Annotated in this window: 18 protein-coding genes and 4 pseudogenes; 17 read left to right on the top strand and 5 right to left on the bottom strand. The window is 59.1% G+C overall.

The window, feature by feature from the left end; all coding sequences use genetic code 11:
- The first annotated feature begins 8 nt into the window (after positions 1 to 8).
- The 10 genes and pseudogenes from NKJ13_RS24350 to NKJ13_RS24300 all read left to right on the top strand — a co-directional run bounded on the left by NKJ13_RS24350 (position 9) and on the right by NKJ13_RS24300 (position 9,268).
- Complete coding sequence (locus NKJ13_RS24350; RefSeq protein ID WP_352778676.1) at positions 9 to 1,226, top strand: TraB/TrbI/VirB10 family type IV secretion system protein; 1,218 nt, start codon at positions 9 to 11, stop codon at positions 1,224 to 1,226.
- 11 nt (positions 1,227 to 1,237) lie between these two features.
- Entirely contained in the window at positions 1,238 to 1,510 is a 273-nt protein-coding gene (locus NKJ13_RS24345) for a DUF2274 domain-containing protein (RefSeq protein WP_023680069.1), read from the top strand.
- Between the two features lie 387 nt (positions 1,511 to 1,897).
- The gene (locus NKJ13_RS24340; protein ID WP_352509259.1) at positions 1,898 to 2,902 is read left to right on the top strand and encodes an ABC-three component system protein; all 1,005 of its coding nucleotides are present in this window, start codon (positions 1,898 to 1,900) and stop codon (positions 2,900 to 2,902) included.
- Complete coding sequence (locus tag NKJ13_RS24335; protein ID WP_199202885.1) at positions 2,899 to 3,384, top strand: ABC-three component system middle component 2; 486 nt, start codon at positions 2,899 to 2,901, stop codon at positions 3,382 to 3,384. The genes NKJ13_RS24340 and NKJ13_RS24335 overlap by 4 nt, the downstream gene beginning before the upstream one ends.
- 1 nt (position 3,385) lies before the next feature.
- Positions 3,386 to 5,263: a coiled-coil domain-containing protein gene (locus tag NKJ13_RS24330; protein WP_352778675.1), complete on the top strand. Its 1,878-nt coding sequence runs from the start codon at positions 3,386 to 3,388 to the stop codon at positions 5,261 to 5,263.
- A gap of 65 nt (positions 5,264 to 5,328) precedes the next feature.
- Positions 5,329 to 5,795, top strand: a pseudogene (locus NKJ13_RS24325) (DUF4238 domain-containing protein).
- Complete coding sequence (locus tag NKJ13_RS24320; protein WP_352509255.1) at positions 5,773 to 6,144, top strand: hypothetical protein; 372 nt, start codon at positions 5,773 to 5,775, stop codon at positions 6,142 to 6,144. Before NKJ13_RS24325 ends, NKJ13_RS24320 begins: the two are co-directional and overlap by 23 nt.
- 382 nt (positions 6,145 to 6,526) lie before the next feature.
- The gene (locus NKJ13_RS24315) at positions 6,527 to 7,633 is read left to right on the top strand and encodes a hypothetical protein (protein ID WP_352509253.1); all 1,107 of its coding nucleotides are present in this window, start codon (positions 6,527 to 6,529) and stop codon (positions 7,631 to 7,633) included.
- A gap of 91 nt (positions 7,634 to 7,724) precedes the next feature.
- Positions 7,725 to 8,759, top strand: a complete 1,035-nt coding sequence (locus NKJ13_RS24310) for a toll/interleukin-1 receptor domain-containing protein (protein WP_352509250.1) — start codon at positions 7,725 to 7,727, stop codon at positions 8,757 to 8,759.
- A 386-nt stretch (positions 8,760 to 9,145) separates the two neighbouring features.
- Positions 9,146 to 9,268, top strand: a complete 123-nt coding sequence (locus NKJ13_RS24300; protein WP_502900516.1) for a hypothetical protein — start codon at positions 9,146 to 9,148, stop codon at positions 9,266 to 9,268.
- Here the strand turns inward: NKJ13_RS24300 and NKJ13_RS24295 are convergent.
- Together NKJ13_RS24295 and NKJ13_RS24290 are read right to left on the bottom strand one after the other, a co-directional pair.
- Positions 9,265 to 9,963 (bottom strand): thermonuclease family protein, encoded by a 699-nt coding sequence (locus NKJ13_RS24295; protein WP_352509248.1) that lies wholly within the window; start codon positions 9,961 to 9,963, stop codon positions 9,265 to 9,267. The genes NKJ13_RS24300 and NKJ13_RS24295 overlap by 4 nt on opposite strands.
- Positions 9,964 to 10,086: 123 nt before the next feature.
- A complete protein-coding gene (locus tag NKJ13_RS24290; protein ID WP_023680062.1) occupies positions 10,087 to 10,359 on the bottom strand; it encodes a hypothetical protein in 273 nt (90 codons plus the stop codon).
- Between the two features lie 921 nt (positions 10,360 to 11,280).
- On the opposite strand from NKJ13_RS24290, the pseudogene NKJ13_RS24285 reads away from it, so the two are divergent.
- A pseudogene (locus NKJ13_RS24285) lies at positions 11,281 to 11,559 on the top strand (integrase core domain-containing protein); the annotation flags it as partial.
- 124 nt (positions 11,560 to 11,683) lie between these two features.
- On the opposite strand, the gene gmd reads toward NKJ13_RS24285, so the two are convergent.
- The 3 genes and pseudogenes from gmd to NKJ13_RS24270 all read right to left on the bottom strand — a co-directional run bounded on the left by gmd (position 11,684) and on the right by NKJ13_RS24270 (position 14,043).
- On the bottom strand, positions 11,684 to 12,754 hold the full coding sequence (gene gmd, locus NKJ13_RS24280) for a GDP-mannose 4,6-dehydratase (RefSeq protein WP_352489769.1): 1,071 nt from the start codon (positions 12,752 to 12,754) through the stop codon (positions 11,684 to 11,686).
- A gap of 141 nt (positions 12,755 to 12,895) precedes the next feature.
- Positions 12,896 to 13,199: pseudogene (locus NKJ13_RS24275) on the bottom strand (nodulation factor ABC transporter ATP-binding protein NodI); the annotation flags it as partial.
- 370 nt (positions 13,200 to 13,569) lie between these two features.
- Positions 13,570 to 14,043 carry a hypothetical protein gene (locus tag NKJ13_RS24270; protein ID WP_352467054.1) on the bottom strand — a complete coding sequence of 158 codons (474 nt, stop codon included), beginning with the start codon at positions 14,041 to 14,043 and terminating at the stop codon, positions 13,570 to 13,572.
- 44 nt (positions 14,044 to 14,087) lie between these two features.
- On the opposite strand from NKJ13_RS24270, the gene NKJ13_RS24265 reads away from it, so the two are divergent.
- From NKJ13_RS24265 to NKJ13_RS24240, 6 genes and pseudogenes are all read left to right on the top strand, one after another.
- Positions 14,088 to 14,450, top strand: a complete 363-nt coding sequence (locus NKJ13_RS24265; RefSeq protein ID WP_156937465.1) for a hypothetical protein — start codon at positions 14,088 to 14,090, stop codon at positions 14,448 to 14,450.
- Between the two features lie 393 nt (positions 14,451 to 14,843).
- Positions 14,844 to 15,833: a nodulation protein NodZ gene (locus NKJ13_RS24260; RefSeq protein ID WP_023680057.1), complete on the top strand. Its 990-nt coding sequence runs from the start codon at positions 14,844 to 14,846 to the stop codon at positions 15,831 to 15,833.
- Between the two features lie 242 nt (positions 15,834 to 16,075).
- Complete coding sequence (locus tag NKJ13_RS24255; protein WP_352778672.1) at positions 16,076 to 17,491, top strand: mannose-1-phosphate guanylyltransferase/mannose-6-phosphate isomerase; 1,416 nt, start codon at positions 16,076 to 16,078, stop codon at positions 17,489 to 17,491.
- Positions 17,492 to 18,128: 637 nt separating this feature from the next.
- A pseudogene (locus NKJ13_RS24250) lies at positions 18,129 to 18,437 on the top strand (DUF4917 family protein); the annotation flags it as partial.
- 237 nt (positions 18,438 to 18,674) lie between these two features.
- The gene (locus NKJ13_RS24245) at positions 18,675 to 19,133 is read left to right on the top strand and encodes a (2Fe-2S)-binding protein (protein WP_352739852.1); all 459 of its coding nucleotides are present in this window, start codon (positions 18,675 to 18,677) and stop codon (positions 19,131 to 19,133) included.
- Positions 19,134 to 19,136: 3 nt separating this feature from the next.
- The gene (locus NKJ13_RS24240; protein WP_352778670.1) at positions 19,137 to 21,338 is read left to right on the top strand and encodes a xanthine dehydrogenase family protein molybdopterin-binding subunit; all 2,202 of its coding nucleotides are present in this window, start codon (positions 19,137 to 19,139) and stop codon (positions 21,336 to 21,338) included.
- Positions 21,339 to 21,868: the final 530 nt, after the last annotated feature.

The raw sequence follows: 21,868 nt of genomic DNA, 5'->3' as shown, positions 1-21,868 counted from the left end.
GACGGCCCATGACGGATACTTCCCGCTCCGATGCTTCACCGAAACTCGATCCAGAACAGCTGCAGCTGCGGGCCTCGCCTCGCCGCGCTGTGCGCTTCAAGCGCGGCATTATTGTCGCCATTGCTGCTGTTGGTTCCGGGACCGTTCTAGGCGTCACCATGATGGCGCTGCAGGGACCGGCGCTGCGCATCAAAGAGCAGGCTGAAGAGCTTTACAACACTGAGCGGAAGCCAACCGCGGAGGCAATTGAAAGGCTGCCTAAGGACTATTCCGGGATCAAGCCCAAGCCTCCGGTGCTTGGACCACCGCTGCCCGGCGACCTCGGCCGCCCCATCCTTGAGCACCAACGCCAGCTGGGCATCGCGCCGGGCCAGGAGGTTTCGGCGGAGGAGCAGCGCCTTGCACAGCAGGCGATCGAGGCGCGCGAATCGCAAGTCTTCTTCCGGATCGAAAATCGACCCCGGCAAGCGGATGCCGCCGGCAACGGGCAGGGCGGGCGTCCACCCTTTGATGGAACGGCTCCACAATCCGATGCCGCACGCGATTCAGCTTCCGTTGCACCGGCCGAGGACGACCAAAACAATCAACAGCGCAAGCTCGATTTGGTCAGCCAGCGGAACACAAGTGGAATCTACAATCTGCATGCACTGCAGACGCCGGCTTCGCCGTATCAGCTGATGGCCGGCAGCGTCATCGCAGCGAGCCTGATCACTGGCATCAATTCCGACTTGCCCGGCCTCGTCGTCGCACAGGTCACCGAGAATGTGCACGACACAGTCACCGGCAGCACCTTGCTCATTCCGCAAGGCTCTCGCCTGATTGGCACCTATGACAGCGTTGTTGCCTTTGGACAAAGGCGCGCGCTGCTGGTCTGGCAACGGATACTGCTGCCCGACGGCTCTTCGATCGAAATCGACAATCTGCCGGCGACGGACACCGCCGGCTATGCCGGGCTTGAGGACAAGGTGGATTTCCACACCTGGCAGCTGATGAAAGGCGTTGCGCTGGCCACGTTGCTGGGGGTCGGCACGGAGCTGAGCCTCGGGCAAGACGAAAGCGACCTGGTCAAAGCAATCCGCGAATCCGCTCAGCAGAACGTTAGTCAAGCTGGCCAGCGCATCACCGAGAAGAACCTCAATATTCAGCCCACGATCACCGTCCGCCCTGGTTGGCCACTGCGCGTCATCGTGCACAAGGATCTTGTGCTACGGCCGTACCCGAATTGACTGGAGTCATCATGACCAATCTGAAACTCGGCAAACTTCCGGATCGGACACCTTCGAAGATCACCATAAGCGTAAGTGCAGACCTGAACCAAGCACTGAAGGACTATGCGGCCCTTTATCGTCAGACCTATGGCGAGTCCGAATCGGTAGCGGAACTGATCCCGTTCATGCTGGCGGAGTTCCTGGAGAGCGATCGAGCGTTTGCCAAGGCCAGAAAGGAAGGGCTCCCTGTCGTCGACAAGTCAGAGAAATCGCGGCGGCAGGCAATTTCAGGGTCCGAATAAGTGACAGCGATCAGTGAGTCCGAGGGGGCACCTTTCTAGGCGGGCAAATGCATTGAAGCAATTTGCCGGCGGCAAGCCGAAACATCGGGCACAATAGACGAGCTGATCTGCCCCGAACCAATGCCGGCTCTGCGCCTCATTTCAGTCGTTCAGGCCGTCTAGGCAATCTTTTCAAAGCTGCCGGTCCGTTCAGGTTGATGAACTGTCCATGACAGGGTGGGAAGCGGCTATCCCACTATCCGGAAAGAGCACGGAAATTTGACGTCGCGCGAATGATGTCGTCGGCGAAACCATCCAACAATGTCTTCAGATCGATGCCGGTTTGAGCGTTGTCGACGCGGCGCGCCGATGCGATACTCAGGCAAAGGGATCGATTCAGGGGCGGACGTGACGAAGCCAGCAACGCGCATCGTCGAACTCGAGGACAACGAACTCGAAGAGTTCGTCGAGATATACGCCGAACGGAAATCGAAAGACTACGTCGAAGTCGAGCGCGTTGGTGCGGCCAATGACAAGGGCCGGGACGTGATAGGATTTCTCTCGCGCGCCCGCCATGATGGCGCGTGGGACCTTTACCAGTGCAAGCGGAAGACACGCGGCTCGAAGCTTCGGATCGGCGAGGCTATGACGGAGCTGGGCAAGGTCTTCCACCATCATGCGGCCGGCGCCTACGCGACGCTGCCGCGACGGTACATCTTCGTTTCGCCGCGAGGCATCGACGGCTCGTTGACTACGCTGCTGCAGAACCCGTCCCGAATAGGGAAGGCGCTGCTGGAGGCTTGGGACAAGCATTGCCGGATGAGGATAACCGCCAGAAATCCCGTCGAACTCACGTCCGAAATCCGGGCCTCGATCGAGCGCTACGACTTCACGGCGGTCGAGTGCCTGACGGCGCCGAAACTGGTCAAGGATCCCGCCGCGCTTCCGGCTCTTGTCCAGGTGCTGGGCCTGCCGCCTGGCGAAGCGCCCGAAGGCGAAACGCCCGATGAAATCAGCGACATAGAGCTGACGTATCTGACGCAGCTTCAGGAAGTCTATGCGGGATCGGCCGGATTGGACTTCGCGACGCTGGAGGACGTCTTTACGGACCCTAAATTCGGGGAGCACCTTAGGATCCAGAGACAGCGCTATTATCAGGCGTGCGCGTTCCGCGACTTCCACCGCGACAATACGGCGGCCAGATCGGTCGACGTATTCAAGAACGACATCTACCATTTACTGATCGAGGTCTATAACGAGGCGCACCCATCGCCTTTGGCGAGGATCGACGCGGTGATGAAACACACGGGGGCGGCGCCTGCAGGAATTCTGGGTACCTTGGCCCGGCCTCCCGTGAAGCAGGGTACGTGCCATCACCTCGTTTCGGACGGAAGGATCAGATGGAGCCCATGAGCGCGAGCATTTCAGACCTGTATCATACGCCGCTCGAGGCCGGGATTCGTGCCGTGGTCGTGCTCGAGCATCTGCGGCCGATGACCGCCGACCTCAGCGAGGTTGTCCTTTACGATCACGTCGTCGTCCACGCCTCCGACGTCGGCGGACCGATGTCGCTTCACGCCGCGGTCAGCAGCCGGAAGGGCGAGCTGCTCGTCCGGCGCGGCATTGTGGAGGCAGGGCTCGACCTTATGCGCAAATGCCATCTCTTGGAGAAGGTCGCCGACGATGAGGGATTCGCGTGGCGAGCCTCCGAGGAAGCCGCTTCGTATGTCGAGTTGCTCGAATCCCCCTACTCTGAAGACCTGAAGATCTGCGCCAGCTGGGTGGCCGGACAGGTGCGCGAACTGTCAAAGGCCGGATTCAGGTCCATGGTCGTCGGTAACATCGGGGAATGGACCGATAGTTTCGGGCATGGCACCTCCCAGGCTGGCGTCTGACATGTCACCGTCCCGGTTCATCTTGCGGCGCCTCGCCTTCACCGGGCCGGATAGACTGGCCGTCTACCTCGACTTCGCGCCGGGACTAACGGTGGTCTGGGGCGGTTCGCAGGCTGGCAAATCCTTCGCCGTCAAGGCGCTCGACTACATGTTCGGAGGAGGGTCCGCCCTGCCGGGCCTGGCCGAGGCCGTCGCATACGACAGATGCTGGTTAGAAATTGATGTGCCAAAAAGCGGGCGGATCACTCTCGCCCGTTCGCTGTCAAAAGGCGGGTACGACCTTTTCGAGGGTGAGTTCGAGCAGGCACTCGGCCGGAAAAGTGACCGCACGCTGGCCGAAAACCACACGACCAAGAAGGAGAGCCTCTCGACTTTCCTGCTTGGAGAACTCGGCGTCGGCGACACGGAAATTGCCAGGACTCAGACCGGCGACAAGGCGACGTTCACGATCCGGCATTTCGCCAGCTACCTGTTCACGGAAGAGACCCCGATGATCGCGGAGGAAAGCCCAATCGTCGTCGACCGCCAGAGTAGCGACACCTTCAACAAGAACGTCCTGAAGTTCATCCTCACAGGTGTCGACGACAAGTCGATGGTGAAAGTGCCGGATACCAAGCAGCAGAGACAGACGAACGCTGGTCGTATTGAAATCGTTGAGGAGATGCTGAACACGGCGGTCGCAGAACTCGCCGCCATGTATCCCGATGTCGAAGACTTGACGATCTTGAACCTCGACGAACAGGCCGAGCGGCTAGATGCGACGTTGAAAACCTTCAGATCGAACCTGGCTGCAGGACATTCCGCTCTCGACGCGCTCTCCATGGAACGTCGACGACTGGTGTCCGAGCGCGATGAACTGACGGAGAGGGCGGACGAGGCGGTCCTGACCATTGAACGGTTCGAACTGCTCGCAACAAGCTTTGCCAGCGATATCCGCAGGCTTATGATGCTGGAGGAGGGGGCCGCGGCCCTTGTGGCCGGAGCGAAGCGTCCTTGCGTCCTGTGTGGTGCTGATCCCGAGCATCAGCATGTCGAACACGGCTTCGAGGCTGTCGAAACTTCCCAGAAGGCCGTTTCGGCAGAATTGCGCAAAGTCCGAGCCGAAAGCGCCGGGCTGACGAAGGCGATCACTTCACTTCAGGCCGAAGCGATCGGAATGCGGAGGCGGATCGCCTCCCTTTCCGGCGACATCGAAGTGAAAGATGAGCAGATCGAGACCGCACGGGAAGCCGCCGTCAAGACACGCGACCAGTATGAGGGGATCGATGTGGCCCGAAAGAAGCTCCATGACGCAACGTCCGTTGAGAGGCGCATCAGCGGACTTCGGGTCCGCCAGGCCGAGCTGTTGAAGTTCAAGACGAAAGGGGTCGCCAAGGGAAGCGTCGCGGTCGGTGTCGGGACGGTCGTTGGAGATGAACTCGCAGCTGCGGTGGAGGACATCTTCAGGAAGTGGAAGTATCCGGGGGATCCGCGTATCACTTTCCACGAGCAGACGCATGATATCCTCCTAAACGGAAAGCAGCGTAACGCCAACGGCAAGGGTGTAAGGGCGCTGCTCAACGCAGCGTTCAAGATTGGGGTCATGGATGTCTGCCGGAAACGCGAGTTGCCGCATCCGGGTATTCTCGTCCTCGACAGCCCGCTTCTCAGCTACCGCGACCCGCTGAAGTCAAAGCACAAGGAACTCAGCTCTGACGAAGCTACCGTAGCCGCGGCAGGTCTAAACGTGCACTTCTACAACTATCTGATAGAACGCTGCGACGAGGCGCAGTTCATAATCATCGAAAACCAGGATCCGCCGTTCCCACTTCCGGACGGGGTGCTTGAGCATGTGTTCGCAGGCGAGCACGGCAACGCGGGCAAACGCGGACTGTTTTGAGCCGGTTCCGGATCGCCAGATCCCTGGAGCAGGCCTCCACGGGTCTGCAAGCATTGCGGGCAATAATGGCAGAGAAGGCAAACCACCACTTCACCCCTCAGTTCTATCTGCGGAATTTCAGCGTCGGCTGTGACAAGCGGAAAGCCAAGGTCTTCTGCTACGATCAGTCGACGAGAAAATCGTTCGAGACCTTGGTCCGGAAGTCGGCAGTCGGCGCCACTTCTTCCGGATCGATGTCGAGGGCTATGACCCTAACCACGTCGAGGACGGGATGGCCGAGATCGAGGGTGAAATCTCAGTGCATCTGGCCGAGATGATAGAGGCGATCAGCTTCCCATCGGAGGCGCATTTTTCTTCTGTTATGCTTCTGATGGGGAACGTGGCCGTGCGTAATCCACGGTTCAGGTCAATGACCGAAAATTTTGATCTGAAAGTCGTCAACGGCATTATGAAAATGATGCTGCAGGATAAGGATCGCTTCGACGATTCGGTGAAGCAGGCGCGAGCGAATGGCGCCCTTAGTCCGCGATGACATCAACTACGAGGATATGAAGGACCTCATCGATCGAGGCGAACGTAAGGTTGCGATCGATCAGACTTACCTGTTTGGATTGGAGCTCGAATCGGTCCCGACGGCTGTTGAGCAACTGGCTCGCAGGAGCTGGTCCTTCGTCTCGGCCGCGCCTGGCTGCACCTATGCGGCATCCGACGATCCGGTAATCCTAGATTGGGTTGACGGAAAGCCGAGACCTTACTCGCCGGGGTCCGGCCTCCAAAATACGATCGTTATGTTCACGATCTCGCCCGAGCTCGCTTTGGTCGGGCTTTTCGTCAAACAGCCCCCCAGCGAGATCATCGCCGCGACCACGTCGCCGCACTGAATACGAGCATTACTCGATATGCGACCAAGTAGCTCTATGCTCGCGACGGGTCGGGCAAGGTTCGCACCAGGACAGAGCTTTATGTCCCAGGCCGGGACCTCGGCGCGGCGTTGGAACGACAGGCGAGGGGTGGAGGGTGATGAATCGTTAGACAGGCCAGCTGCCTTTTTCAATCAAGGACGTGTTTGTTCCCAATCTACGATGATTGACGGCGGCTTCCCATCCATTGCCATTAATCCCCAAGTTCCACCGTCTACTGACAGAAAACGTGTTTTCGGACTCCGTTTACAACCGCGAATCTTCTATATTCACGGCAAGACTCGCATGAGTCGCAACCTGCCAGGGAGGAGACGATGGCAACAACAGGGACGAGAACCCAACCATGGAAGCATCCGCTCGCAATGTAATAGAGTACACGTTTCCTGAGGAATACACTGGCCACGCAACCTACCGTGAGGCTCCTTATCATCTGCGGGACCAGTTCATAGAACACGTCAAGCAGTCCTATCAGCCTGAAACTTTCCCCGGACTCTACTGGGGTCGCGTGAACAAGAATGAGCCATTCGAAATCATCCACACGTTCGCTGTGGATCGAAAGAAACGGCCCGAGGGCGACTACATTCCCTGTCCGATGTGCCAGCGGCGGGAGAAATTTCTCGAAGGCTCCTTCGTCTTTATCTTCAACCGCCAGTGCATCGCGGTGATCGGCCACGACTGCGCCTCAGCGGAGGTCAAGCATGCCGCGTTCTCAAAAAAGAAGCAGGACGACGAGCGGAGGCATCAGGAAGACTTCCTGATGGCGCGGCTGACGCACGTTCCCAGCATGCTGCGGGAGTTAGAAGCCCTGAAGCCGATCGCAACCGAGATCGAAGGCATCTTCCATGACTTCCGGAAGGACGCGCCGACGATCCACAGAGCCCTGCGGCAGGTCCGCAAGGCCGGCGGCGAATACGTCCTGACGGAAATGGTCGACAACGAGGCTGCCGAGTTCGATCCCCGGCTCCCGAAGAAGCTCGCGCGGAACAGCTACTTCGGAAGCATGCGCGGTGACACGCTGGTTGGCGCAAGCTGCAAGTTCCTGACCGAAGTCAGGCGCTACGAACAGTGGCTTCTTTCCTTCGACGGCTGCGACGACGAAGAAAAGGCCATGGAGGCGACTATTGGCTTGTTGCAGCGCAAGGAGGCCGCCAAGGCGGTCAGGTACATCGGCGAAGCCGCGAGGCGGATGGACAAGCTGAGACGGGCTATGTCGGCCGCCTGCTTTTTCTTTGCTGACACCCATATCGAAGACATGAAGGAATGGGCGCGGGATCGGCTCCAGCCCCATCCGTTCACTGTGGACCGCCACGTCCGGAACGACGGAATTTCGCTCGCTTTCTCGCGCGTCACCGGAAAAGATGAAGAACGCGAGTATGCGCGTCTCTTCCTGAGCAATGCACTCGCCGAATGGGCGGATGCCAATCGCGTCGCACCCAAGCTCGAAAACTGAAATGCTCTGACAAGGGGGCAGCGGAACGCTGGCGGCACTTGCATTTGGGAGCCCGGCGCAGATAACTTGCCGACCTCTATCGGGGGCCTCAATGACCGACATCTTCATCAGCCACGCAGTGGCCGACGCTGCGCTTGCCAATAAGTTCGTTGCCTTCCTGAAAGAGGCTATCGGCGTGCCCGCCAAATCGATCTTCTGCTCCAGCGTCGACGGCCAAAACATCCCATTTGGAGATGACTTCAACGATTACATGAAGAAGCAGATACAGAGCCCGAAGCTCGTCATCCTAATGATGACACCGTGTTACATGGAGAGTTGGTTCTGCCTGATGGAACTTGGCGCCACCTGGGCGAAATCGTTGAAAGCGCTCCCCATCGTAGTGCCGCCGATCAGGTTCAGCGCTGTCTCTGGTACGCTAGGGCTGAAGCAGGGGTGGAGCATCGACAACGATGCAAAGCTCGTCGATCTACGCCAAATGATTCAGGGGACTGGAACCGCACTTGAACCGCGGACTGAGCATGACTGGGACAAGAAGCGGGCGGCGTGGAAGGTCGACCTGAAGAAATTATTGAAGAACCTAGCTCCCGCAACCAACGTGTCCGCCTCCGAACATAAGGCCCTACAAGACGAGCTCGCGGAGCTGAAACAGGAACTGGCAGGCCTCCAAGATGTGTATGACGAGGCGAGCGAAACGATCGAAGAGCTCAAGGCCGCGAAGGACCCTGTTGCAGTCAAGGCCATCATGTCCAAGAAAACCAGCGTCGATGCCGAGGCCCGGTTCAAGGAAATCCTGAAAACGATCGTCGACCTTCGACCACGAGTCAGCATTTACTTTTACCGCAATCTCATCATGGACCTCTATGGGAAGGCCGTCCCCATTGTCTGGTACGATAGCGACCAGAAATCGAATGCCGAAATGGCGATCCAATACAACATCATGGACCCCGATCCGCCGCATGCGTATTTATGGCGAGGCAAGAAGCTGAAAAAGGTGCAGGCGGCCGTTAGGGCGCTCGACGAATTCCTCGAAAGCGAGGAGGCGGCAGACTTTGTAAAGGAGCACGAGAGCTCCGGCAACACGATGGACACGGACGACCTGGAGTTCTGGGAAGACAACCTGAACTAATTTCGGCGCGACCGATATGATAAAGCCCCCGTCGCGCTAGGCGTTTTTCAGGGAGCGCATCCCCTGCCGGGCATCCTGAACTCCTCAGCGAGGGTAGACGGCACGATTCCGCTGGCGACATCCCGGCGGACGACACCGGCATTCATATCTTACAGGGCTCTCCGACGACCTGTGCGACCGATGGAGGGGTGCGATCTTTGCGTTGAACCCAATCAACCCTGACGCCGCACGCCACTTTTGCACCAGTGCGCGGGAGATATTCACGGAAATCCTGGAGGTTTGGCCGAAGAGGGCGAGGTCGAAGGCGCCGACCCCCAGTGTGACCGCACGCCCAAGGCAAGCCCACCCGCAAGGCGAAAATCCGCTATCTTCTCGGCAAGAAGGGGATGCTGCACGACAAGCTCGAGGTCTTCATCGAGACCGACATCACCAACATCGTCCAGCTTTTCGGCGTCTTCAACCAGGCGACCCACGGCCGTGGCGCGCTTACTCCGTTACATTTCAGCTAGCAGAGTGTTTCGCATGGGATCCCATCCTTATCGCGATCGAGTTTTCCGCCCCATGAGCAGTTTTGCAGGTACCAGTTGGCTTCATCGCAGGAACCGATCTGCTTGCACGTTCTCCGCGGCTCGCAAGAATAGCCGCTCTGCGCGACCAGCTTACGGCTGATGATGCCCAGCGGGCGACTCGACGGCGCCGCGGCGTCGGCGTGCGCAGCGCGCCATTCCCAGGGTGCCTGAAACGTCCCGGCCCACAGGCCGATCTTTGAGGCTTGGGCTTGCGCCTGCTGCCCCGCATAGGCGCCCTGGCTGTAGTTAGGCCAATCCAGCGCCTGGCCGTGCTCGACCATCCAGGCGGCCACGCCCGCGCCGTCGGCGCGCCGACAATCGCCGACAAAGCGGTGGTAGCGGTCCCACGTCACGAATGTGCATTCGAGCGGCCTCGACGCGGCCAGGAAAGTGTCCAGCGCTTCGGCCGATCGCCGGCCGCAAGGATACTCGGCGCCATTCGCATCGCGGCACAGCTGCCGGCTCTCTGGCGCGTCGATGCCGTTGAAGCGGACGCGCTGGCCGTGGATTTCGATCGTATCGCCGTCAATGACGGAAGCGACACCGGTAAGCGAGGCGGGCGCCGCCCTTCGTGGGCTGGCCTTTGATGCATCGTCGCTACGTTGCGCGCCCGACGGCGCCAGGAAGGCGGCCACCGCCGCCGCTGCCGTAAGACCGAGCATTGCCGGCACGCTCGCAAGTTGGCGCCGCCACAGCTTGGCACCGGTGGGTCTCTGCCACCGATTGGATCGATATTTGCGGTATGGCCTGCTCATCCGCTACGCCGACCAGCCCGGCCATGCGCTGTCGACCATGGGCAGGCCGGCGCAATAGTAATCGTCAAGGAACCGCCCGGTGGACCGGTCGCGGCAGCGCCAGATAACGCTGTAGTTCTGGCCATAGAATTGGTCCCACGCGACGCCATAGGTTTGTGGTGGCGGTGGCCGGTAATATGTTCCGCCTCCATAGCCGTTGTTGGCAGCGACACCCACAGCTGCGCCGCCGACAGCCGCGATCGCTATGCCTGTCGCGACAGCATTGTCGGTTTGCACAAGCCTGGTGCACCTCTCTGCTGTTGCGCCCCTGCGCACTAGAAGGGCCGCTACCCTGCTACGATACTGTTCGTCCGTGCTGCTGGCGAGAACGTGACATAGCGCAACGGTATTCATTGCCGTGAGATCGCTGTCCGACACGACAGCGCTCGTAGAGCAGCCGCTGACGCACAGGGCTGCACTTGCGATGAGTGCTCCAATTTTCATGTGAATCCCCCAAACAAATATTGGGGCGAGTCCGACCTAGAAGTCCAGAGTTTTGTTTTTCACTTTGCTACGATTCACAGCATGCTGCGGCTAGCTGGCATCCACTGCAACCAACCCTTCCGCCGGTCGTTGACTGATGCTGGGTTGATCTCAGCCACTCCAGAACTTGCCCGCTGGCTCAAAACCGGCGGGCTTTTTTTCCGCGACGCCGGAAGGCTCTATCTCGCCGTATGTTGTGGTACATCGGCACGCCGTCATCGGGCCGTGCCGTTGACCGAGGTGGTCCCTCCGCCATGGTCGGCCGGCGCAGCCTTGACCGTCCGCGCGGGCCATCCCAATCAAGCCCGCTGGCTTCGGTCGGCGGCTTTTTATTTGATGCCCGGCGCCGTCGGCTTGGATCTAGATCCTCGCCAGTGCCGGATTGAAGGTAAGCTGCGGCGGTATGATCGCACTTCGCGCGGGACGGACCATTGGTGTGCAGCAAGAGCGCCGAGTTCATTCGGCCAAGATTCTGCACTAGGCCGAGGTAGGTGAAGGCAGATAGCTATCCGGTAATCGCTGAGATATTGGAGATAATGTTCCCCCATGGAGGTGTGTACCAGTATTATAGGTTTCCAAACTTCATGTACGAACGCCGTGGACGAGCTGCTGTGTGCGCTTGCCGTAAATCGCTTCCGCGAGTTCACAGTCGGAGGTTGGCTAGGACCCTAACGCGAGAGCTTCAACGGCCCCCTTCGCGATGAACTCCTCAACGAGACGCGGTTCACGTCCCTGGCCCAGGCCCGCGCGAGGCTCAATGTATGGCGCGCCGATTACAACGGCGCGCGTCCGCACTCGCACATCGGATGGCAGACACCCAACGAATGTGCATCGACCTTCAACCCGCGACGGTCGCTCGCGCTGCGCAACGTGAAACGCTCCGCGCCAGCACCCGTCGCGTCCACCGGCCATCAGGGCAAATCCACCCCCGGAAACGAACTCACGACTGGATAAAATTTGGGGGAAACGTCAGGGCGGCCATAACTTTGCAGTCTTCAGACGCGAGGCGGCCTACAACAGCCCTGCCCACCATGCTTGTGGCCCGCGACCCACACTGCTTTTCCCTTCAGATCGTACATTATGCTTCCTTCATGATTACCGATGTCTGCATGACCTTGAGGTCTTCCCGCACCATTTCCGCGGCGAGCTCGCGCACGGATGTCTCATGCACCCAGCCGAGCTTCTCCTTCGCCTTGGTGGCATCGCCCAGGAGAAGATCGACTTCCGTGGGGCGGAAGTAGCGTGGGTCTACCTGGACTAGGCATCTGCCGGTCTCGACATCATAGCCCTTTTCGTCGACTCCCTCACCACGCCATTCGAGCTCGACGCCGACATCTTCGAAAACCCATTCGACGAATTGGCGGACAGGGGTCGTCTTGCCCGTCGCCAGCACGTAATCATCCGGTTGTTCCTGCTGCATCATCATCCACATACCACGCACGTACTCACGCGCATGGCCCCAATCGCGTTGAGCATCGAGATTGCCGAGATAAAGCTTGTCCTGCTTGCCGAGGTAGATAGCAGCGGCGGCGCGGGTGATCTTGCGCGTCACAAAAGTTTCGCCGCGCAGTGGGCTTTCATGATTGAAGAGAATGCCGTTGGAAGCATGGATACCATAGGCCTCGCGATAGTTGACCACGATCCAGTAGGCGTAGAGCTTGGCGGCGGCGTAAGGGCTGCGCGGATAAAAGGGCGTTGTTTCGTTCTGCGGTACGGATTGCACGAGGCCGTAGAGCTCTGAAGTCGAGGCCTGATAGAAGCGGGTCTTGTCCTTCAGACCGAGGAGGCGGATCGCCTCAAGAAGTCGCAATGTTCCGATACCGTCGGCGTTTGCTGTGTATTCCGGCGTTTCGAACGACACCTGGACATGGCTCTGAGCGGCCAAGTTGTAAATCTCGTCTGGCTGGGATTCCTGAACTACTCGGATGAGATTAGTCGCATCAGTGAGGTCACCGTAATGCAAAATTAGGCGCGGATCGGGATCGTGCGGGTCTTGGTAGATGTCTTCGATGCGACCCGTGTTGAAGGAAGAGGAACGTCGCTTAATCCCATGAACGACGTAGCCTTTTTCCAGCAGAAGACGCGTGAGATAGGCACCATCCTGTCCCGTTATGCCCGTAACCAGAGCAACTTTCCTGTTCTCACCCATTTTCTTCCTGCTCTATGGTAGTTGAAGTTTCGACTCCGGCTCGCCACACCGCCAGCAAACTGCGGCCCGCCCCATACCCTATGGTAGGATTTCGACAGATGCGGCGCGGAGCTCGTCATTGACAGTGTCAGCCAGCGAGCACACCTGCTCCTGCTTGGAGGCATAGCAAAACAGAGTCTCGCCGCTAACCTGCCTAAGTCGCACATGCGGCCTGAGTGCCGAACTCAGCTCACGGGGTGAGCGACATAGATTTCAATCACGTCGCACCCGATTTGCTCATCAATCAGCGAGTGAGGACGCACGTCCGTTCTCAAGCACGCAGGTCGGTTGCATAGCCGCTCCGCTTCTTCCACGAAGTGGGTGGCCAGTAGAATCGTCTTGCCCTGCGCCAACAGGGCACGTAGCCATTCTCCCAGATAAAATGGCGGGCATGTGGGTCCAAGCCGACAACTCCACCTTACCGCTCTCTTGCGCTAACCAAGTAATCTTAATCATTGCCTGCTTCAGCGTCTTCTAATGGAAATTGTTTTGATCAGTGAAATCGATTGTTTGGATGAGGTGCATCCATAAAATGGATTGTTTGACAGGGCAGCGCGGGCACATCGGCGGCACAAAGTCGTGGGCGCGAGGTTTCGCTCCGCGCGAAGACAAAGTTCGTGGCAGTCGGGGGCTTTGGGCGAACCGCACATTTGAGACGGCGGCGAAAAGCCGGGTAGGGCATTGGTATTGACCTCCAAGGAATTTCGGGCGCGCTAGCCCGAAAACGGTAGCTGGGCTTCAACGATGGGGGGACGAGGCGACCATCAAACTGTGTTTCATACTGTAGGCGATCGCAGTGCGGCGAATTTGAACGGCCGCCTTTGCCAGCCCTCGCCATCGCATCCGGCTACAGGTGCCGAAGATCTTCTCGATCCGAGTACAAATTCTGTGGATCGGTTGGTTCCAGGCGTCGAGCTTTCGGCCTCGTCGCGCCCCCACAGCGGTTGCGACGATGCGCGGCCTTCCACCCTTGGCGCGCACCGCGTCGCCGAGATGATTGCCTCGGTAGGCGCTGTCGGCAAACACTTCGCCGGGATTGTCGGGCAGAGCATCAGGAACGGCGTTGCCGTCCTCGGTGTGGGCGCCGTGACGGCGATCTCCTCGACAAGGGCCGTATCGGCGTAGGCACCGAAATGGGCTTTGAAGCAATGAAACGCTGGTCGGCGCTTGTACTTGACCCAATGGCCCTCTTCATCATCTTCGCTGGCCGAGGCGATGATCGCCGCATCGACAGGCGTGCCGATCTTCACCTGGATCGCTGAACTGGCGGGTGATCTCGGCGAACAACAGGGTCATGAACCTCAAGGGCCTGTCGAAAACGGACGAGAGCGGGTTCGCACAGGTGTCGGCTCCGACACCGAGAACCCGCAGAACCGTCGGAACGATCCTCCACATGGCTGCAGACGCCAAAATTCCTCTCTCGGCCGTCGTCGCACAGCATCGCGTGCCAGTCGCTCAGTCCGGCCGGATCGAAAGCTATCCGGTCGACACGAGTTGCGCCATGTTGGCGCACTTGAAAGCGTCAGAGGGCGCCGTGTCGCATCTTTCGATGGGACCGGACGCCATGATGGCCATAAATGACGTGGATGGCCTGCGCCTGACATTCGACGGCTGGCGGGTCCTGCACATCCGTCCTTCAGGAAACGCCCGCAAATGACATGTTACGTTGAGGCAGTTAAGAATTGGACTTGAAAAAGGGACTTTGTGGACTGCCTCGAACGGCTGTTTCGCTTAGCAAAGCGCGGCCTCGCGTCAGCAGAGGCCCATCGTCAAGGAACGCCTTAGTATCCAACACATGGATGGGCCACATCCACGCAATCAATTTTACAGATGTCGCCCGGCGCATTAGAGAACGCTGAATTTAACCGGAAGCGGGAGTACCCGGCGTCAAGATTTGCGAGCGTCACAGAGATAAGGATAGGCAGTGCAGAGGGAGCTCTTCTGCCCCACGCGCAGCCTCTACCAAATCGCCCGGCGTAACGGTCGACTAGTATCGATTAAGAGATCCCAAGCCAGATGCAACCTCGTCTCTGAAACGAAATTTCCGAAAATGCAGGTCAGTGGATTAGTAAAGCGCAGGTTCGTCGTCTCTCAGAGGCGTACGGGGTTCGGTGATTGTCTATGGTCGCTGGCGGCCGCTTGGCGCTACGCTCAGCGGTCGGGACGAACGCTAGCCGTCGACTGGCGCGGGTCCTGCTATCTCGACCAACCCTTCACAAATGCCTTTCCGGTGTTCTTCGAACCGATCAATGACATCGCTGGCGTACCGGCTATTTGCGACGACCGGATCAACGACTTTTCCTTCCCGGGTCCATTCTTCCCGGAGTGGTGGAATAGGCCAGCGATCGACTGCCTTTACCGCCCAGATGAGCAGATTTTCCAAGAGCGCGACGAGTTGGGCGAGCTCTTTCAGGCCGAACACGATGTCGAAGCGAACACAGTAGTGTGTGACGCTTGCTTGATGTGGCGCTGCGATGAGGATGCCGAGCGGCAGGTCTTCCAGAGTGTCAAGCCTCGGTCTGAAATTCAAACACGCATAAATGCCATTTACCAAGAATGTTTTGAGGGGCACAGCATCATCGGGGTTCATGTTCGACATGGTAACGGTGAAGACATCATGGACCATGCGCCCTACTGGGCCGATCCGGAGTTCGCCGTTCGACAAGTGTGCACTGCGGTTGATAAGGCTAAAGCGTTACCGCACCCCAAGCCTGTGCGGCTGTTCTTGTGCACGGACAGCGCGCAAATCCTGGATCACCTGTCGGCCAGGTTTCCCGATCTTCTCACCGTCCCCAAGCATTTCCGATCCGATCAAGACGGCCCCTTACACACTGCAGCACTTGGGATGGACGGCGCAATTTCCGCCCTCGTTGAGATGTATCTTCTCGGGCGCTGCGATACTGTAATTCGGTTTCCTCCGACGAGCGCCTTTACACGATATGCACGCCTTTTCGTACCACGCGTAATTGAGTTCGATCTGAAGGAGCCAAGTCGTTTGATTTTGATAGAAGACAGCCAAAGAATCTCTGGTCTCAGTTAAGACCCGTCACCTGCACAATTCGGCGGATGCAACCAACAGACATAGTTGAATGTCCATTTCTCATCGAGGCCATGGAAGCGTCGTACGATACCGATAGCGTCGTCATCTGAGGCCGTTCGGCAACGCGCCAGAACTTCGCTGTTACTCGGAGGCCGCAGACCAAGCCAGAGCGACGGCGATCGTGACGCTAACGCTCGAAAGGGCGCGGGCAATCACTCCAGAGACGAAATCGAGGTTGTTATATGAAAGTGGTTCCCGTCATCATCAGCGGCGGAGCCGGATCGCGGCTATGGCCCGCCTCAAGGCAATCGCACCCTAAACCTTTCCTCAAAGTGGCAGACGGGCATTCACTGATGCAGCACACTGTGTTGCGCGCCGGTTCGATAAAGGGCGTAGTGGAACTCGTCGCCGTGACATCTGGGGAACACCTCTTCCTTACCAAGGACGACTTCGACGAACTAGAGTCCGTGGTCCTGCCACGCACCTTTCTGCTCGAGCCTGAAGGCCGGGATACGGCCGCAGCCGTTGCGGCAGCCGCCATCCATGCCAAGGCGACGCAAGGCCCTGACGCGATTCTATGCGTCTTCCCAGCCGATCACATGGTTGGCAACCTGCCTGCATTTTTAGACGTCATGTGCCGGGCCATCGAACATGCGAAGCTCGGGCGGATCGCCACATTGGGCATCACCCCAACCAGACCGGACACGGCATTCGGCTATATCGAAGCGGATGGTGAGAAAGTCGTCCGTTTCGTTGAAAAACCGGATCTGGACACAGCCAAAGCCTATGTCGCGTCCAAGCGCTTCTTCTGGAACGCCGGCATTTTCTGCTTTAGCGCACAAACCATGCTCGACGAGATGGCATCGCATTGCCCCGCGGTGATCCAGGCCGTCTCCGACAGCTACGAGAACGGCCGCTTCAGTCAAGGCGAAGGCTTTGCCAAAATCGAACTCGCGCCTGAGCATTTCGGCTCCGCCCCGCGAATCTCGCTCGACCACGCTGTCATGGAGAAGACGAACAAACTTGCCGTGGTTGCCTGCGACATGGATTGGAACGACATCGGATCCTGGAACGCAATGGCCGATTTGATCGCCCCCGACCAAAGCGGGAACAGGATACGCGGCGATGTGCATATGGTCGACACGACCGGCAGCTATGTGAGCTCCGACAAGCGCGTCATCGGCACGGTCGGTGTCAGCGATCTGGTGATCGTCGATTCCCCGGACGCTTTGCTCGTCGCATCCCGCGACCGCGTTCAGGACGTCAAGAAGCTGTTCGAGGGCCTCAAGGCTTCAGGACATGAAGCTCACCTGGTCCACAGCACGGTACACCGGCCGTGGGGTACCTACACGGTTCTTGAGGAAGGCGAGCGCTTCAAGATCAAACGCATCGAGGTGAAGCCCGGTCGGCGGCTGAGCCTGCAGATGCACTATCATCGTTCGGAGCACTGGGTCGTGGTCAGCGGCTCCGCGAAAATCGTCAATGGCGAGCAGGAGTTGTTCCTGGCGACAAACGAATCAGCCTACATCCCCTGCGGTCATAAGCATCGGCTGGAGAACCCAGGCAGAATTGACCTGGTGATCATTGAAGTGCAGAGCGGCGATTATCTCGGCGAGGATGATATCGTTCGCTTCGACGACGTATATGGTCGAACGTAGATTTCACCCGCGTGACGAGAACGGTCAACGTGTCGCTGACTAATTACCACTAGGAAGCCCGTCTGCCCACTCAGGACCGGATGCTTGTGGAATCGGGAATTGACCAAGTCAGCGGCGAATGACCGCAATCGGCATCAGGGGTGGGACAAATCAACCGGAAAAGACCGGAGAGCATAGTAACGCAACACAGTCCCACTGTCGAATAGCCTTTGATATTTCTGGCTTTCCAAGCACCCTCAGGGCCCACCAAAATTATATCAATGGCTTATGGCCGACTTCGCTCTGAAGTGGGCCAAATCGACCTCGCTATCCCCGCAGCACTCAGTTCGATTGTTTTCGCATGAAAACGAGCAAGGACCGGGGGAGGGCGATCTTGTGCTGGCTTCTATGTCCAATCTTGCTCCTGTTCGTCGTCAGGTTGTGTGCAGCCACATAGCGCGGCTATCGCGAGGCTGGAAGGCCTCCGATCGATAGGTGCGGCGAACGGCGGCAACGAGGTGCGAATAGGATGGCTGAGCGTATGATCGAGAATACCGCAGTTGCGGTCTAGCGCGAAATGCAGCGTCTGTGACTCATCGGTCATTGCAGCGGGAAATCATGACCCTAAGCCGCCCTTCATCAGCCCACCAGCGCCCAGAAGAAGGCGAAGATCCGTCACAATGCCTACCTGTACCAAGGCTTCAAGCAGTTCACCGCGAATGTGAAGACCGCCAGCCATTGCTTCTTCATTTTCGGCCATTCGCTCGCCACGAATGACGACCACATCCTTAACCGCATAGCGCGTGGCAAGTTTCTCTATGGTGAACCAGCATCCGCGGATAACCAGCGGATCATGAACCACGCGAACGAGCTAGCGGTGCAGCGCAACGAAAAACCGCCGCTTGATGTCGTCTTTTATGATGCTGCTACAGTTCATGTCTGGGGTTTAGGCTTAGAAGCGGAATGACTGCCAACCAGGTCATCGAGCCGGAAACTGACCGGCCGGTCGGCCCAAAAATGACATTCAGTTGCCTCCAGCCTTTCGACACGAGCCACTTCACGATCTCGCGATTGCCAGCTAGCGGCTTGTTGCTCGAGCTGCGCGATCCTAGTCTGTGGTCGCTATGCCTCAGCAAGAAGAGTCCGGTTCCTAGCCGGGCGGAGGCGCAACGAGATAGCCAGCTCAGGACAAGGAGAGCAAGCCATGGTCGCTTTTACCCTCAATGGCGAGGCGCGAACACTCGACGTCGATCCAGAGATGCCGCTGCTCTGGGCGATCCGTGACGGCATCGGACTCACAGGAACGAAATTCGGTTGCGGCCTTGCCCAGTGCGGCGCTTGCACGGTTCACGTTAACGGCATGCCGACGCGCTCGTGCCAGACCGCAGTCGGCGACATCGAAGGAGCCTCGATCACCACCATTGAGGGCGTGTCGGGCAAGATCGGCGAAACGGTCCAGGCCGTGTGGGCCGAGTTCGACGTACCTCAATGCGGCTATTGCCAGTCTGGCCAGATCATGTCGGCCGTGGCCCTCCTGACAGCGACGCCGAAGCCGACGGACGATGATATTGATTCGGCGATGAGCGGCAATCTCTGCCGCTGCGCCACCTATCATCGCATCCGCGCGGCCATCCACGAGACCGCCAACCGGCTGGAGACTTGAGGCATGTTGCAGTTTCTCCCGAAGCATAATGCCGTGGGGCCCACGCGCCGCCAGTTCCTCCTCGGCACGGCCGTCACCACCGCGGGCCTCGCCGTGGGCTACCGGCTAATGATGGCCGCGCCCGCCAACGCACAAACGACGCCTGCAGCGGTCCAGGCGAACCCCTTCCAGACCTATGTCGAGATCACACCGGAGAACCGAATCGTCATCCACTCGTCGCAGTTCGAGATGGGACAAGGCTCCTATTTCGGCATCGCCACCCTGGTTATGGAAGAGCTCGACGGCGCCTGGGCGCAGGTCCACGTGGTCGGCGGATATGGCAATACCGCGCTCTACGGCAATCTCGCCTGGGGCGGGGCCGCGCAGGGAACCGGTGGCTCCACGTCGATGAGCTCGTCGTGGGAGCGCTACCGCAAGGCGGGTGCTGCCGCACGGGCCATGCTGGTGGCGGCCGCGGCGCAGCGGTGGGACGTGCCAGCCGCCGAGATCACAGTCGCTTCCGGGGTCGTGTCGCACGCCTCAGGGATGCAGGCGCGCTTCGGTGAGCTGGCTGAAGCCGCAGCGGGAATGCCGGTTCCCGACGACGTGCCGCTAAAGCCGCGCGACAAGTGGGCCCAGATCGGATCGGACAGCCTCAAGCGCTACGATTCCGCCGGCAAGACCAATGGCGCGCAGACCTACACGATCGACCTCAAGATGGATGGACTCAATACGGCCGTTATGATCCATCCGCCGAAGTTCGGCGCTGAGATCGAGAGCTTCGACGTCTCCAAGGCCAAGGCACTCGACGGCATTGTCGATGTCGTCCAGACGCCGCGCGGCATTGCCGTGGTCGGCAGGGACATGTGGACGGCGCTCAAGGGCCGCGATCTCGTGGAGGTGACCTGGAACGAAGAGAAGGCCGAAAGGCGCGGCACGGCCGAGATCATGGCCGAATACACTAAGGCAGCAGACGATCCGGGCGCGGCCACCGCGCGCGACGACGGTAACACTCCAGCAGCGTTGGCCAGTGCTGAGAAAGTCATCCAAGGGCACTACGAATTCCCCTATCTTGTCCATGCTTCGATCGAGCCACTCAACGCGGCCGCCCGAATCAACGAAGACGGCACCATCGACGTCTGGGGCGGACACCAGATGCCCGACCTTTATCAGGCGGCTGCCGCTCAAGTAGGCGGCACCACGCCGGACAAGGTGAGGCTGCACGTGATGAAGACCGGCGGCAGCTTCGGCCGCCGAGCGGTCTCGGACGCAGATCTCATTATCGAAGCTGTTTCCACAGCGCGTGCACTGGGACCCGGCAAGCCAGTGAAGGTGCAGTGGACCCGCGAGAACGACATGCGGGGTGGGCGGTACCGGCCGGCCTATGTGCACGCAGTCAAAGCGGGGCTCGACAAGGAAGGCAATGTCGTCGCTCTCCATGACCACATCGTGGGCCAATCGATCGCGGGCGGTTCGCCCTTTGCGGCGATGATCGAGAACGGCATCGATCCGACCTCCGTGGAGGGCGCCACCAACCTGCCCTATGCGATCCCGAACCTGAAGGTCGAGCTGACCACCACGGACGTGAACATCCCAGTGCTGTGGTGGCGTTCGGTAGGCTCCACCCACACCGCTTACGCAATGGAAACCCTGATTGATGAGCTCGCCGCCGCTGCGAACCGTGATCCGGTCGACTTCCGCTTGTCGATGCTCGGTCACCATTCACGGCATGCCGGCGTGCTGAAATTGGCTGCTGAGAAGGCAGGCTGGGACAAGCCTCTGCCGGAAGGCCGTTTCCGCGGCGTGGCCCTGCATGAAAGCCTCTCGACCTATGTCGCCGAGGTGGTGGAGATCACCTTCAACGATGGAAATGATTTCAAAGTCGACCGCGTCGTCTGCGCGGTAGATTGCGGCACCGCGATAAATCCTGACCAGATCCGCGCTCAGATGGAGGGCGGTATCGGCTTCGGGCTAGGCGCGATCCTCCAGGAGGAGCTGACCCTGACGGGCGGTGTCGTAGACCAAGAGAACTACGACACCTATATGCCGCTCAGGATCGAGCAGATGCCGCGCGTCGAGGTGCACATTGTGCCGTCCGACGAGCCGCCCACGGGCGTTGGCGAGCCGGGTGTGCCGCCGATCGGCCCGGCCGTCGCCAACGCGCTACGGGCGGCGACGGGCAAGACGATCCGCAAGCTGCCGATCATAAAGAACTTGTCAGCATAGCCGGGAATGACACCATGAAAACGGCCGCGATGAAGATCGCGGTCGTAGGTCGTTTTTGAACGCCTCCTGACAGGCGATCACCTCCATTCGATCAATTTTCCGGCGGCTGCCCGGTCCACTATCCGGTTTAAAGACGGTAACCCGTGTTCTGAACGACCGCAGACGGTCGTTGGTGCTGGTAGCACTGAAGAACCGCTTTCGAGACGCAAATGCCGCACGAAAATGTCTCGAAAGGGTCACGCTAGAGACTTTTGTACCACCTATTGCATGTCTGCTATCGCTTTCTGGGCGCGAGAAGCGGCCGGTCCTCTGACGGCCCCATAACAGGACATTGATGTCTTCGCGCTGAGCGTCAGCAGTTGGCTCTACCGCGACCTTTCTCAGGAAGGCTGCACACCGACGCGATCTTCCTTTCACCTTGCGCAAACCTCCCTTCCGAGTGAGGCGTTCAGTGCGTCGGCTTGGTGGACTGAGGCACTTCTGAGTGGGACAACAACATTGAAAAATATTGGAAAAGATTTGAATGCTCT

The organism is Mesorhizobium sp. M0174, assembly GCF_040322275.1.
In the GTDB taxonomy this organism is placed as follows: Bacteria; Pseudomonadota; Alphaproteobacteria; order Rhizobiales; family Rhizobiaceae; genus Mesorhizobium.
Note: the sequence above shows the minus strand (reverse complement) of the source record. Positions and strands in the feature narration are given on the sequence as shown.

What these genes read in the sequence shown, in the direction of transcription:
- NKJ13_RS24240 (WP_352778670.1), top strand. Translation starts at nt 19,137, where the DNA reads ATGTTGCAGTTTCTCCCGAAGCATAATGCCGTGGGGCCCACGCGCCGC.
- NKJ13_RS24345 (WP_023680069.1), top strand. Translation starts at nt 1,238, where the DNA reads ATGACCAATCTGAAACTCGGCAAACTTCCGGATCGGACACCTTCGAAG.
- NKJ13_RS24310 (WP_352509250.1), top strand. Translation starts at nt 7,725, where the DNA reads ATGACCGACATCTTCATCAGCCACGCAGTGGCCGACGCTGCGCTTGCC.
- NKJ13_RS24335 (WP_199202885.1), top strand. Translation starts at nt 2,899, where the DNA reads ATGAGCGCGAGCATTTCAGACCTGTATCATACGCCGCTCGAGGCCGGG.
- NKJ13_RS24245 (WP_352739852.1), top strand. Translation starts at nt 18,675, where the DNA reads ATGGTCGCTTTTACCCTCAATGGCGAGGCGCGAACACTCGACGTCGAT.
- NKJ13_RS24320 (WP_352509255.1), top strand. Translation starts at nt 5,773, where the DNA reads ATGGCGCCCTTAGTCCGCGATGACATCAACTACGAGGATATGAAGGAC.
- NKJ13_RS24265 (WP_156937465.1), top strand. Translation starts at nt 14,088, where the DNA reads ATGAACCTCAAGGGCCTGTCGAAAACGGACGAGAGCGGGTTCGCACAG.
- gmd (WP_352489769.1), bottom strand. Translation starts at nt 12,754, where the DNA reads ATGGGTGAGAACAGGAAAGTTGCTCTGGTTACGGGCATAACGGGACAG.
- NKJ13_RS24330 (WP_352778675.1), top strand. Translation starts at nt 3,386, where the DNA reads ATGTCACCGTCCCGGTTCATCTTGCGGCGCCTCGCCTTCACCGGGCCG.
- NKJ13_RS24255 (WP_352778672.1), top strand. Translation starts at nt 16,076, where the DNA reads ATGAAAGTGGTTCCCGTCATCATCAGCGGCGGAGCCGGATCGCGGCTA.
- NKJ13_RS24315 (WP_352509253.1), top strand. Translation starts at nt 6,527, where the DNA reads ATGGAAGCATCCGCTCGCAATGTAATAGAGTACACGTTTCCTGAGGAA.
- NKJ13_RS24350 (WP_352778676.1), top strand. Translation starts at nt 9, where the DNA reads ATGACGGATACTTCCCGCTCCGATGCTTCACCGAAACTCGATCCAGAA.
- NKJ13_RS24260 (WP_023680057.1), top strand. Translation starts at nt 14,844, where the DNA reads ATGCAGGTCAGTGGATTAGTAAAGCGCAGGTTCGTCGTCTCTCAGAGG.
- NKJ13_RS24300 (WP_502900516.1), top strand. Translation starts at nt 9,146, where the DNA reads ATGCTGCACGACAAGCTCGAGGTCTTCATCGAGACCGACATCACCAAC.